General features: G+C 68.3%; 3 protein-coding genes. All 3 read right to left on the reverse strand.

Annotation, left to right across the window (positions count from 1 at the left end; translation table 11 throughout):
- Positions 1-11: 11 nt before the first annotated feature.
- The 3 genes from WT26_RS00195 to WT26_RS00205 are packed head-to-tail and all read right to left on the reverse strand — an operon-like array spanning position 12 to position 14,601.
- Positions 12-9,044, reverse strand: a complete 9,033-nt coding sequence (locus WT26_RS00195) for a non-ribosomal peptide synthetase (protein ID WP_069269435.1) — start codon at positions 9,042-9,044, stop codon at positions 12-14.
- Between the two features lie 38 nt (positions 9,045-9,082).
- Entirely contained in the window at positions 9,083-12,997 is a 3,915-nt protein-coding gene (locus WT26_RS00200; protein ID WP_069269436.1) for a non-ribosomal peptide synthetase, read from the reverse strand.
- Entirely contained in the window at positions 12,985-14,601 is a 1,617-nt protein-coding gene (locus tag WT26_RS00205; RefSeq protein ID WP_059955532.1) for an MBL fold metallo-hydrolase, read from the reverse strand. Before WT26_RS00205 ends, WT26_RS00200 begins: the two co-directional genes overlap by 13 nt.
- Between the last annotated feature and the right edge of the window lie 4 nt (positions 14,602-14,605).

Genomic DNA, 14,605 nt, shown 5'->3' on the forward strand with positions numbered 1-14,605 from the left:
AGACGTGTTGTTCACGTGTTCTCCTCGACGGCGTCGTCGGCGGTGGGTTCGGGCGCGGTCTTCAGGCGAAGGCCGACCCGGACCTTCGGGCCGGCTGCGGGCGCACTGCCGGAGAGTGCGATGCGATCGACCGGCGTGCCCGGATCACGCACGAAGACGTCGAATATCTCGAGCAGCCGATCGCGCATCGCGGCGATGGTCGCGGGGCGGAACAGGCGGGTGTTGTAGATCAACTGGATGCGGTGCCGGCCTTCGCTTTCGACGATCTGGAAGGACAGGTCGAACTTGGCGGTGGTGTCCGCCGGCGACAGGTCCGTGATGCGAAGGCCGGGCTGCGGCGCCGGCGCCGAAATGTAGTTCGCTTGAATGTCGAAGATCGGGAAATGATTCGCCGGGGTGCGGATCTTGAGATCTTCGAGCAACAGGTCAAACGGATAGGACGCGTGCTCCAGGGCTTGCGCGGAGGTTTTCGCCACGGCGTCGATCACCTCGTCCACGGTCGCGGATTTCCGCAGCGGCACACGGAGCACGACGGTGTTGAGGAACACGCCGATCTGCGATTCGAGCTGTTCGCTGTCGCGCCCGGCCGACACGCTGCCGATGACGATGTCCTCACGCCCCGTGTAGCGGTGCAGCAGCACGCAGAACGACGACAGGATCACCGCGTACAGCGATGTATGGTGAGCGCGGGCCAGCTTCGCGAGTTCCGCCGCGTGCAGGTCCGGCAGTTCCACGTCGAGCGTCTGCCCGGCGTGGCTCAGCCGCTCGGGGCGCGGGTAATCCGGCGCCAGTTGCAGGCGGGGCAGCGGCGGCGCCAGTTGCTCGAGCCAGTACGCGCGATGCGCGGCGGCGCGCGAATCGTCCAGGCAGGCGTTGTGCCACGCGGCGTAGTCGCGGTACTGGATGGCAAGCGGCGGCAGGTCGCGTCCCGCGTAAAGCGCATGCAGATCGTCGGTCAGCACGCGGATCGACCACGCATCCGATATCACGTGGTGCATGTTCAGCAACAGCAGATGCTGCTCCGGCGAGAGCCGGACCAGCTTGACGCGAAACAGCGGGCCCGACGCGAGATCGAAGGGCTGCTCGCTTTCCGCGCGGATCAGCGCATCGATCGCGTCCGGCCCGGCCTCTTCCGCGAGCTCCGTCTGCTCGACCCGGAATCCGGACGCTTCGCGGCTGAGGATGCGTTGCCGCAGCTCGCCTTCGATCATCGCAAACACGGTGCGCAGGCTTTCGTGGCGATCGACCAGCGCGTCGAACGCATGGACGAGGCGCGCCGTATCGACGGCGCCGTCCAGTTGCAGCGCACCCGCCATGTTGTACGTGGACGGGTCCGCGCTGCGGCTCGCGAGCCAGATGCGCTTCTGCGCGCGAGACACCGCGTACGACGGTTGCGCAGGGAGCGCCGGAATGATTTCCTCCGCGCCGGCGGTGGCGGTGGAAACCAGCTTCTTCGCGAGCTCGCGCGGCGTCGGCGCATGGAAAACATCGGCGACCGCGACGTTCAGCTTCAGTTCGCGGCGAATCCGGCTGACCATCTGGATCGCCTTGAGGCTCTGGCCGCCGTGCTCGAAGAAGTTGTCGTCGACACCGTTCGGCTGGCGGCCGAGCACCTCGGCGAAGATGCGCAGCAGCGCCGCTTCGGTGGGCGTGCGCGGTTCCGCCGGCACGCCGTCGGGTGCGGACGCGGCATCGGGGAGCGGCAGCGCGGCGCGGTTGATCTTGCCGTTCGGCGTGACGGGAAGCGCCGGCAGCAGCATCACGGTGTCGGGCACCATATGGGCCGGCAGTTTTTCGCGCAGCGCCTGGCGCAAGCTTGCGGGCGTCCAGCCGGTTCCCGACGCGTACGCGCACAGGGTCGTTTCGGCATCCGCAGCATTGCGGGCGACCACGACGGCGTTGGAGATGCCTTCGAGATCGGTCAGCGCGGCTTCGATTTCCCCCAGCTCGATGCGATAGCCGCGAACCTTGACCTGGAAGTCGCGGCGTCCGAAGAAGTGAAGGTTGCCGTCCGGCCCGAAGCAGCCGACATCGCCGGTGTGATAAAGGCGCGCACCCGGTTCCGGATTGAACGGATCGTCGCGGAACACCGCGCGGGTGCGTGTTTCGTCGAACAGGTAGCCGCGCCCGACGCCGGCCCCCCCGATGCAGATTTCGCCCTTGACGCCGATCGGGCAGAGATTCATGTCGGCGTCCACGACGTAGAGGCGCAGGTTCTCGATGGGGCGGCCGATCGGAATCGCGGGGAGGTCGGGCGCGCATTCCATGCTGTAATGCGCAACGGAGTCCGAAGCCTCGGTCGGCCCGTAGGCATTGATGAGCCGGACCGCCGGATTCAGCCGGAACCAGGTTCGCACGGACGCGGGCTGCAGGGTTTCGCCGATGGTCAGCAGCGTGTCGAGGTGCGGGAAAGCCGGCGCCGCGTGCCGTTCCAGCTCGACGAGAAAGGTCGCCAGATACGACGGGACGAATTGCATCGCCGTGATGCGGTCGCGGTGCAGGCTGTCGATCAGCAGTGCAGGCTCGAGGATCACGGCATCGGGATAGATCACCGTCGTGCCGCCCGACACCAGCGCCGCGAAGCATTGCCAGACCGAAATGTCGGAGCAGTGCGAAGCGGTCTGCGCGACCGCGCTGTGCGCGCCGAGCCCGACCCTGCGCGCCATCGCGAGCACGTGGTTGAGCATGCCGCGATGCTCGACCATCGCGCCCTTGGGCTGGCCGGTCGAGCCCGACGTGAAGATCACGTAGGCGAGGTCCGCAGGCCGGCAACGCGGCGCCGACGGCGCCGGCGCGTCGGCGCCGCGATCGTCGGGCAGGCGCGACGGATCGACCGTCGGAATGGACGACAGCGCCGGCGGCGGCACGCAGTCGGTGGCGACGATGACCGTCGGCCGGGCCGACGCGAGGATCGCCTCGACCCGCCGGGCCGGATAGGCCGGATCGACGGGCACGTACGCCGCGCCGCACTTCCAGATCGCCAGGATCGTTTCCAGCATCAGGTGCGAGCGCGGCATCCATACGGCGATCCGGTCGTCCGGCTGAATCGGCGCGGCCTGCAGCAGATGCCGGGCGATCCGGTCGGCGCCTTCGACGAGTTCCCGATAGGTGCGGACCACCGTGCCGCAGCGGACCGCGATGCGCTCGGGGTGCGCGGCGGCGGCGGCCTCGATCAGTTCGGGCAGCGTCCGGTCGGACGGGACCGGCGCGAAGGTGTCGTTCCAGTCCAGCAGGATCTCGTCCCGCTCGGCCGTGGTGAGGAGCGGAATGCCTCCGGTCGGGCGATCCTCTTCGGACGCAAGGCCGACGAGCAGGGTTTCGACATGGCGCAGCAGGCGGACGATCGTTTCGCGGTCGAAGCGGCCATCGTCGTACAGCACCTGCAACGACAGGCGCTTGCCCGGCGTCACGACCAGCGTCAGCGGGTAGTTGTTCGGATCGGACACGTGGAATGCGCCGATGCGCAGACCGGGAAGCGCATCGGCCAGCGCTTCCTCGACCGGATAGTTCTGGAAGATGAGCAGGCTTTCGAAGAGCGGCACGCCGGGCGGCAGGCCGGCGAATTTCTGGATGTCGGCGAGCGGATAGTGCGCATAGTCCTCCTGCTGCGCGAGATCCATCTGCAATTGGGCCAGCCACGCGGCCGTCGGGCGCTTGTCGATGCGGACCCGCACCGGCAGCGTGTTGATGAACAGCCCGACCATCTCGTCCGAGTCCGGCAGCGACGCCGGGCGACCGGAAACGATCGTGCCGAACACGACGTCCGCTTCGCCGCTATAGCGGCCCAGCAACTGTGCCCACGCGCCCTGGGCGAGCGTGTTGAGCGTGATGCGGCTGGCTTGCGCGAACGCGACGAGCCGCTGCGTGTCGCGCTCGGAGAGCAGAAGCTGCTCCTCCAGATAGGCGCCCGGTGCGGCCGTTCCGTCGAGTTCGGGGCGACCGAGCACGAGCGGCGTCGTCGTCGGGAAATCCTCGAGCTTCGTCTTCCAGAAGCGCTCCGCGGCCCCGGCGTCCTGACGCTCCAGCCAGCGCACGTAATCGCGGAAGGCCGGCGGCGCGGGCCGCCGCGTGGCGGCGTCGGCCGACAGGGCCTGATAGGCGGCGGCCACTTCGCTCAGCAGCCGGGCGGAGCTCCACCCGTCGAGCAGGATGTGGTGATGGCTCCAGTAGAAGCGCCATGCCTGCGGGCCCACGCGGAACAGCCCCACGCGCATCAGCGGCGCGCGGGTAAAGTCGAAGCCGCGCGCCCGGTCTTGCGTCAGGTACGCGTCCCAACGTCGTTCTGCTTCCTCGGCGGAAGCCGCGCTCAGATCCTCCTCATGCCAGGGCAGGTCGATGCGCCGATGCACGACCTGTACCGGGCTTTCGAGTTCTTCCCAGTGAAACGAGGTTCGCAGGATGTCGTGCCGGTGCATCACCGCATCCCACGCGCGGCGGAACCGTTCGACGTCGAGTGCGCCGTCGATGCGGAAATCGAGGCTGCTGAAATACGCATCCGACGCCGGTTCGTACAGGCCGTGGAACAGCATGCCCTGCTGGGTCGGCGTCAGCGCGTAGACGCCGTCGATCTCGTCCGGGATGACCGAGGCCAGCGCCTGCGGCAGACCCGAAGCGGACTGCTCGACATGGTCGACGACGAGGGATTCGAGCGCCGCGATGTACGCCTGCGCGACGCGCCGGATGCTGTCCGTTTCGTGACAGGCCCGGCTGAACTCCCACGCAACGTGCAGACGGTTGCCGGTCACGTACGCGTTGATGTCGAGCAGATGCTCGCGCTGCTGGTTCGCGTTGCGGCCGTCTCCGCTCGGCTCGGCGGCCTGCTTCCAGTCGCGTGCGGCGGTCAGCACTTGGTCGATCTGACCCAGGTAGTTGAACAGCAGCCGGGGCTGCGGAGCCGGGCCGTCGAGCCGGTCTTGCAGCACGCCGTAGCTGATGCCCGCGGCCGGCACGGCGCGCAGCTGCGCCTTGACCGACGCAACCAGGCGCGCCGGATCGTGCGGGCCCGCATCGACCTTCAGCAGGACCGGGAAGAGGGACGTAAACCAGCCCACCGTTCGCGAGACGTCGAGGTCCGCGACGTGTTCCTCGCGCCCGTGCGCTTCGAGATCCAGCAGGACGTCGGCGCATCCGCTCCAGTCGCTGACCACGCGCGCGAGCGCGGCCAGCAGCAAGTCGTTGATCCGGGCGTCGTAGGCGCGGGGCGCGGCGGCCAGCAAGGCCGCGGTCGCGGATTCGCCCAGCTCGACCACGATCGTTTCGGCGGACGACACCGTATTGGCGTCGGCCGTTGCGGCGCGATCGAGCGGCAGGCCGGGCGGCGTCGAACGCGCGAGGGCCTGCCAATGGGCGAGATCGGCGTTGGCGGCGCCGGAGCCGGCCCAGTTCGACAGGGCCCGGGTCCATGCGGTCCACGACGCGCCGCTGCCCGCGAATTCGGGCGCTTTGCCGCTGCGCAGGCGGGTATAGGCGTCGTACACGGTTTCGAGCAGCGCGCCCCATGACACGCCGTCGATCACCAGATGATGGGCGACCAGCAGCAGACGAAGCGATCTTCCTTCGTCGACGCGGAACAGGTTCGCGCGCAAGACGGGGCCGTCCGCCAGATTCAGGCTCGCATGCGCGTGCGCGACGTGCTGCGCGAGCTGATCGGCGCGGATGTCGAGCACGCCGACGGGGATCTCCGGATCGTCGACGACTTCCTGAATCCAGCCGGACGCGTCCGCGCGAAAGCGCAGCCGAAGCGCGTCATGCCATTTGGCCGCGTGCCGGAGGGCCTGGCGCAGCGCGACCGGATCGAGGTCCGGCGGGACATCGAGCAGCACCGCCTGGTTGTACTGGTCCTGATCGTCCTTGCGCTGCGAAAAGAAGCGCTTCTGGATCGGCGTCAGCGGCAGCGGGCCGGACGACGCGACGAACTCCGCCGCTTGGGCTTCGCCGCGAGTGGCCACGGCGGCGAGCTCGGCGACCGTCGGATGCTGGAAGATGAGCCGGGTAGTGATCTTCAGGCCCGCCTTGGCGGCCAGCGCCACGATCCGCATGCTGAGAATCGAATCGCCGCCCAGCGCGAAAATATTGTCGTGGATGCCGGGCGAAGGAATGCCCAGCGCTTCGCCCCAGATGCGGCACAGCAGCGTCTCGGTGGGCGTGCGCGGCAGCGCCGGCCCCTGTCCCGCGGCCGAGAGCCGCGACCGGTCCAGCGGCGGCAACGCCTTGCGGTCGATCTTGCCGTTGCCGCTCAACGGCAGCGCGTCGAGCACCACGTAGATGCCCGGCACCATGTAGGCCGGCAGCGTGGCGGACAACGCGGCGGCGATCTCGGCGTCGCTCAGCGACGCGCCGTCGCGGAACGCGACATACGCGCACAGGGCGGCGCGGCCGGCCTCGTCGCGATAATCGAGCGCGGCCGCCTGGCGGATTTCCGGAATGGCGGCCAGCGCGTTGTCGATCTCCCCGAGCTCGATGCGGTAGCCGCGAATCTTCAGTTGATGATCCTTGCGACCGTGGAGCACGAGCGTCCCGTCGGGGAGATAGCAGCCGATGTCGCGGGTGCGGTACATGCGCACGCCGCGGGCCGGATGGAACGGGTCCTCGACGAAGGCCTCCCGCGTGCCGGCTTCGTTGTTGAGATAGCCGCGGCCGACCGCGACGCCGGACACGCAAAGCTCGCCGGGAATCCCGATCGGGCACAGGTTCATCTGCGGGTCGACGACATAGATGCGCACGTTGCGGATCGGCTTGCCGACCGGCACGTAGGGCGTGTTCGGCGCGTGCGCCATGCGGTGCTGCGCGACATCGTCGGACGCTTCCGCCGGGCCATACGCGTTCACCACCGCGATGTCCGGGAACACGTCGAACCACTGTTTCACCAGGGCCGGGCTGACCATTTCGCCAGTGACGAGCAGGTGCCGCAGGTGCCGCATCAGCGCCGGCCGTTCCGACGCGCGGTCGAGCAGCGCGGACAGATAGGACGGCACCAGTTCGAGGATGCTGATCCGGGCGGATTCCAGGTACTCCAGGAAGCACGCGGGATCGCGAATCCGTTCGTCGTCGACGATCACGGTCTTGCCGCCGACGAGCGGCGCCGTGAAAAATTGCCAGACCGAAATATCGAAGCAATGCGGCGCGGTCTGCGCGATCACCGACGACGCCGAGATCGAAAACTCGTCGATCTCGGCGAGCATGTGATTCAGCATGCCCGCGTGCTCGACCATCGCCCCCTTGGGCTTGCCGGTCGAGCCGGACGTGTAGATCACGTACGCGAGGCTGTCGGGCGACACGGGGCGGCCGGGATTGGCGTCGTCGACGATATCGGTGGCGGCATCGAGCGACACGACCGGCGCGAGCGCGGCCAGCTCGGCGGGCAGGAGGCCGTCGCAGGTCATGACGAGGTCGGCGCCGGAATCCTCGAGAATGGTGCGGATGCGGGCCGCCGGAAAGTTGGGATCGATCGGGATATAGGCGGCGCCGCACTTCCAGACGGCGAGGATCGCCTCCATCAGGCGCTCCGACCGGTGCATGCAGATCGCGACCAGCGCGTCCGGCTTCAGCTCGACGGCGGCCAGCAGGCGGTGAGCGGTGCGGTTCGCGCGGGCATTCAGCTCGCCTGCGCTCAGGACGACATCCCGGTACTCGACCGCCGGCCGTTCGGGGTGGTCCGCGGCGGCCTGCTCCAGGCGATGCACGACGGTGAGCGCGGCGTCGAACGGCACGGCGGTGTCGTTGAAGGTGTCCAGCAACTGACGACGTTCGGCCTCGGGGAGAATCGGCATGCGTCCGAGCAGCCGGTTCGGATCGGCCGTGAATGCGTCGAGCGTCGCGGCCACGTGGCCGAGCATGCGCTGCATCGCGTCTTCATCGAAGCGCCGCGGGTCGAACGACAGCTCCATCTTCCAGTCGTCGCGCGCCGTCACGACGAATTCGAGCGGGATGTCGGCGCGGTTGTAGAGCTGCACCTCGTCGACCGCCAGGCCGTGCGCGCCGTGCGTCAGCGACTCGTCCAGCGGGTAATTCATGAACGTGATGTTGCTTTCGAACAGCGGCGTCGTCAGCGGGACTTCGCTGCAGCGCTGGATGTCGGGCAACGGGGTGTGCTCGAACGGCGCGCGTGCGGCCACGCGCGCCTGGATCATCTTCAGCCACGGCGCGAGCGGCTGCCGCGGGTCGACCCGCACCCGCACCGGAACCGTATTGATGAACAGGCCGAGCATGGTTTCGATCCCCGGCAGGTTGGCGCCCCGTCCGGAGACGACGGCGCCGAACACCACGTCGGTTTCCCCGCTGTAGCGCGACAGCACGAGCGCCCAGGCCGCTTGCGCGAGGGTGTTGAGGGTGACGTGGTGCCGGGCCGCGAATTGCCGCAGGCGCGCGCTGAGGTCGGCCGACAGGTCGGCCTGGACTTGCGCGAGGCCCTCGCCGAAGCGCTCGCCCGCTTGCGCGCGTGCCGCCGTGGGCAGCGGGGTCGGCGTGCGGAAGCCTTCGAGATAACGCGTCCAGTATTGCCGCGCGGCTTGCGGTTCGTGCTGCTGCAGCCACTGGATGTAGTCGCGATAGGGGCGCACCGGCGGCAGCGCCGGCGGCAGGCCGCGCGTGAGCGCGCCGTAGACCTGGAAGATTTCCTCGATCACGAGCGACAGGCACCAGCCATCGGCAAGGATGTGATGGTGGCTCCAGCTGAACAGGTACGCGTCCTCGGCGACGCGCACCAGGCGGCAGCGCACGAGCGGCGCGCGATCGAGCGCGAAGCCCTCGGCCAGATCGCTTTCGAGATGCGCGCTCCACCGCGCGCGCTGCTGGTCTTCCGGCAGGTCGCGCCAGTCGTCCTGCACCCACGGCAGCGTGGCGTGCGCGTGCACGACCTGCATCGGCTTGTCGAACGCCTCCCAATGGAACGACGTGCGCATCACCGGATGCCGATCGACGAGCTGCTGCCATGCGGCATGAAACAGCGCGGGATCGAGGCTGCCGGCGATCCGGCAACTGAGCTGGTTGAAGCTGCTTCTCGCGCCGGGCGAGTGCACGGCATGAAAGAGCATCGCCTCCTGCATCGGGGAGAGCTCGTAGATATCGGCAATGGTGGCGGATGTCACGATTTGATCCTTGAGACGAGGGCGTCCAGCGCTTCCTGGCTGATGCGCGCAGCCGGAAAGTCCGACGGGCTCAGCCCCGGCTGGCCGTCGCCGCTGGCCGCGACGATCGACAGCAGACGGCTGCGGTAGCACTGCGTCAGCCGCTCGATGACGCCCGGTGCGCAGGCTTCGCGGTTGTAGTGCCAGGTGAGGCGCAGACGGCCGTCGAACACCACCCCGTCGATCTCGAAGAGATGGCCGCGCCGCGCGCGCGGACTGTGCTCGGGACTCTGGAAGTCGAGCACCGGCTTCCAGCCCGTGTCGTCGGCCAGCACGCGATCGATCTGGCCGAGATAGTTGAAGCGCACCGGCGCCGGCGGCTGACGTTCCAGCGCCGCCGCGATGCGGGCGTCCTTGCCGAGGTAGCGGGCGATGCCGTAGCCGAGCCCGCGCATCGGCACCGCGCGCAACTGCTCCTTGACGTTGCGCAGCGCGTCGGCCGCCACGGCGGCGTCGCCGGCATTCAGGAACACCGGATAGTGCGACGTGAACCAGCCGATGGTGCGTGACGTATCGACGCCGTCGAAGATGTCCTCGCGGCCGTGGCCTTCGAGATCGACGACCAGCGACGCGTTGCCGGTCCAGTCGCCGAACGCGAGCAGCAAGGCCGTCAGCAGGACTTCGTTGATCTGCGTATTGAACGCGCGCGGCACGTCCTGCAGCAGCGCTTGCGTCTGCTGCGCGTCGAACTCGACGACCGTCGACCCGGCTTCGGCGACGGTGCCGACCGGCATGTCGTCGAAGCACGCCTGCGCTTCGGCGTTCCCCTGGAGCCAATAGTCCAGGCCGTCGAGCCTGGTCGCGCCGAGTTCGGCCAGGCGGTTCGCCCAGTCGCGCCACGCGGTCGTTCGGGCCGGGAGCCGCACCGCTTCGCCCGCTTCGAGCTGGCGGCACGCGGTGTACAGGTCTTCGAACAGGATGCGCCACGAGACGCCGTCGATCACCAGATGATGCGCGACCACGAGCAGGCGCTGCGGCGCGTCGGGGCCGAACTGGAACAGGTGGGCGCGCAGCAGCGGCGCCTCGGACAACGTGAAGCTTTCCTGCATGCGGGTGGCGGTCGCGAGCATCGCGGCTTGGCCGGCGGCGGGCGCCTCGCCGGCCAGCGACGTGACGCCGAGCGGAATCGCCAGCGGCGGCGCCGCATGCGATTGCCGCCACGCGCCGGCGACGCGCTCGAAACCCAGCCGCAGCGCGTCGTGATGCGTCGCGACGGCCGACAGCGCCTGCTCGATCACGTCCGGCCGCAGCGACGCGGGCACCTCGATCATCGTCGACTGGTTGTAGTGGTGCGGGTCCGCGACGTCTTGCGCGAAGAACCAGTGCTGGATCGGCGTCAGCGGGGCGGGCCCGACCACCGGCTCCTGCGGGATCGTCATCGACGGCGCATCGACGGCAACCCGGGCGAGCTCGGCGATGGTCGGATGGGCGAAGAACTGATCGGCGGTGAACTTGAGGCCGGCTTGCTGCGCGAGCGACATCACCTGGATGAGCAGGATCGAGTCGCCGCCCAGTTCGAAGAAGTTGTCGCGAATGCCGATCTGCTCGCGGCCCAGCACCTCGCACCAGATCTTGCCGAGGCGCGCCTCGACGTCGTTGGTCGGCGCGCTGTACACGGTTTCGCTCGGGGCCGGCGCCAGCTCCAGCGCGGCGAGCGCCTTGCGGTCGGGCTTGCCGTTGGGCGTCAGCGGCATGCGTTCGAGCGTCACGATCGACGCCGGCACCATGAACTCGGGCAGGCGTGCCTGCAGGTGTTCGCGCAGGCTGGCGACGCTGGCCGTCGCTGTCTCCACACAGGCCACCAGATGCTTGTGCTTCGACGCATCTTCGCGCACGAACACGAGCGCGTCGGCGACGCCGGCGTGCTGCCGGAGCGCCGCCTCGATTTCCCCCGTCTCGATCCGATAGCCGCGAATCTTCACCTGCGTGTCGCGGCGCCCGGTGATTTCCAGATTGCCGTCCGGCAGCCAGACGCCGAGGTCGCCGGTGCGGTAGAGGCGCTCGCCCGGCTCGAACGGGTGGGCGACGAACGCGGCGGCGGTCAGGTCGTCGCGGCCGACGTAACCGCGAGCGAGTGCGATGCCGGACACGCAGATCTCGCCCGTGCAGCCCTCGGGCGCCAGGGCCCCGTGCTCGTCGAGCAGGTACAGGTGCGCATTGCGGATCGGGCGGCCGACCGGCAGGCGGGCGCCGTAGGCGGTTGCGGCGTCGACCACGTAGTCGGTGATGCAGACGGTTGCCTCGGTGGGGCCATACGAGTTGTGGCACGAGCGCGTCCGCGCCAGCTCGCAGAGATCCGCCACGCGGGCGTTGTCGCCCGCGCTGATGACCCGTTTCACGGCGCCGAGCGCGCTCCAGTCGAGCGCAGCGAGATAGGCCGGCGTCGCGTTGATGGTGGTGACGCCCTGCTGCGCGATGTATTCGACGAAACGCGGCGCGTCGCGGATCACCGATGTTTTCGCCAGCACGAGGCGCGCGCCTGCGAGCAGCGTGACGAAAATCTCCATGATCGAGCCGTCGAAGCCCGGGGAGTAGAACTGCACGAAGCGGTCGTCGGCATCGAAACCGAACGCGTCCACGTGATACTGCGCCATGTTCAGCAGGCCCGCGTGCTCGAGCACGACGCCCTTCGGCGCGCCCGTGGAGCCGGACGTGTAGATGATGTACGCGGCGTCGTCCGGCCGGACCTCGACCTGCGCCGACGCGGATGCGGGCTCCAGCGTGTCGAGCTGGAAGTCGAGGGCGAACATCGGGATCGCCCAGAAATCGGCGAGCAGCGGCAGGTGCTCCGAGTGCGTCAGCAGCGCCTTGACTTTCGCGTCCTCGATCATGAAGCGCAGGCGCTCCTGCGGAAACTCCGGGTCGAGCGGCAGATACACCGCGCCGGCCTTGAGCACGCCGAGCATGCCGACGATCCAGCGCTCGGAACGGTCGGCCACCACGCCGACCACGTCGCCGCGTTCGATCGCGTATTCCGCGAGCAGGAAGCTCGCGAGCCGGGACGACTGGTCGTCCAGTTCGGCATAGGTCAGCGAGGCTTCGGCGGTCGCCACGGCGATGCTGTCCGGCGCGGACGCCGCCCGCTGCGCGAACTGCTCCAGGAACGTGCCCTGCACCGCAACGGGCTCGGCTTGCGAGCGAAGGCGCGCGCGTTCGTCGTCGTCGAGCAGCGAGACCGTGTCGAGCGGCGCTTCCAGCGCGTCGAAGCCGGCCAGGACGTTGCGCAGGTGCCGCGCGACATGCTGCAGATAGTGCAGCGTGAAGACCGTCGGCCGGCCCGTCAGCACGATCTCGTAGCGCGCGCGATGCCGGATCTCGATCGACAGGTCGTAGTCCGCCGACGCCCACGCTTCGTGAAGCCCGTCGAAGCGCACGGCCACGTTGGTCGCGCGGGTTTCGCCGTGCAGCTTGTGCGCGAGGGCGGCGATCGGAAAGTCCTGGTACGTGTAGCTTCGCTGCACCGTGTCGCGAACCTGGTTCAGGTACTCGCGAACCGTTGCGCCGGGCCGGGCGGCGTCGATGAGCGGGACGGGGCCGGCGGGACCGTCCGCGGATTCGGCGATCAGGCGCGGCGAATCCACGAACAGCCCGGCCGTGGCGTCGTAGCGCCCGAGGACCCGGAACAGGGCCGCCAGCAGCACGACGAACGCGCCCAGCTCGTTGCCGGCGGCGAGCTTTTCCAGCACCCGCGCCGCGTCGCCGTCGAGCTCGAACGCGTGCACCGGCGCGGGGCCGAGCGGCAGCGCATACGCCTGCCACGCCTGCTGAAGGCGGAAGTCTTCGTCGATGCGACCGAGCGCGTCGTTCCAGAACGCCAGATGCTCCTGGTATTGGCCGCTGGTCGAGAGCGCGTTCAGATTCAGTTCTGACAAAGCACGATCTCCTTCGTCGCGTACAGCACTTCGGAAGCGATGCCCTTGGCCTTGCAGTGCGCGACAAACTGGGTGGACTGGATGTGGCTCGGCGAGTTTTCGTCGAAGGTGTTGTCGAGCAGGTGGTTCAGCCACGGCTCCTGACCCATCGCATAGACATACGCCGCGTTGAACGCGAAGCCATCCACCAGCGCGGCGGCCTCGTCGATCTTGCAGCCGCGCGCGCGGCGCGACTGGTCGATGTCGCGCGGCAGCGCCTTGGGAAACAGCGGGCCATACACCCACGACGGCGGCGCGCCCTCGGTCTCCATCCCGACGAACAGGGTGTCCGGCTTGCCGGCGAGGCGGAAGACGTGCTCGTAGAGGACGGGGTCCAGGTTGCACGAATCGGCGATGCTCAGCACCGAACGATTGCCGAAGCGGATCATGAAGGACTGCTTGCTCTGGATCGCCAGGTCGTTGTGCTCGCCGAGGAACGGGATCGCGGTGATGGCCCCGTTGGGCAGCTTGATTTCCTGCGCATCCCGGACTTCCAGCACGTCGTCGAAGCCGAGCTTGCGCAACGCCAGTTCCAGCGACGGGTCTTGCGGGAAACCGTCGAAATTCCGGCCCACCACCACGGTCTTGATCTTGTGGCGAAGCTGCAGCAGCGTTTCGAGGACGATGTGGTCGTGATGGCTGTGCGTGAGCAGCACGTAGTCGATCTGGTCCGGCAGGTCGGCGAAGGTATAGCGCGGCAGGCGGGTGTCGTAGCCGTAGCTGATCAGCGGATCGAGCAGGATGCTCACGCCCCGGCTCTGGATCAGCAGGCACGCATGGCCGAAATAGCGGATGCGGATATCGTCGCCATCGAACGAACGATCCGGTTTCGGCTCCGGCGCCCCCTCGACGAAGAACGAGCGGAACAGCGGCTCGTCCTTCTCCTCCACGCGCATCAGGTCGACGATTTTCGCGTAGCTGCCGGGCGTGTCGCGCATGCGGAACAGCGTGTCGAGCGCGGGCTCGTCGAAGGCCATGTTGCTGAACAGCGTGCGCTCGTCCTTGAGCCGGGGCGTGCTGAGAATGAACGGCCGCGGCGTGTTCTCGTCGATCGCCGACAGCGCGATGCTCTGCGCGTCGCGCGCATAGAACGGGCTCGCGTACAGCAGGCTCTCGAAGACCCGGAAGGACGGGTTGTGATTCAGGTCGTAATAGATCTCGACATAGCCTTTCAGCACCTCCGGAATCTCGGCGTAGATCGGGTCCGAGGCCATCCCCTTCGCCTGTTCCAGCAGCAGCGTGGAGAACGCCTTGTAAGCCTTCGCCAGTTCCAGTTGCCGGGTGGCGCGCGCGGTGGTCTGCGCGATCAGCGCGCGGATTTCGTCGACGCGCTGGCCGCCCAGGTCGATGAACGGGCCGCCGCGCATCGCCGGGTCGTTGCATGCGGCCACATGCATCATCGGCGATGCGGCATAGGACTTCATGATCGGCAGGAACCGCTCGGCCACGTTGAGCGCGGCGGTCAACGGCGGAAGCGTGTGAAACCACGCATACCAGCCGTTGATCAGCGGTTCGAACTGGATGTTTTGCCGCAGGTAGACTTGCGTGCTGGACGAGATATTCAACGAG

Source organism: Burkholderia cepacia (assembly GCF_001718835.1).
GTDB lineage: Bacteria > Pseudomonadota > Gammaproteobacteria > Burkholderiales > Burkholderiaceae > Burkholderia > Burkholderia cepacia_F.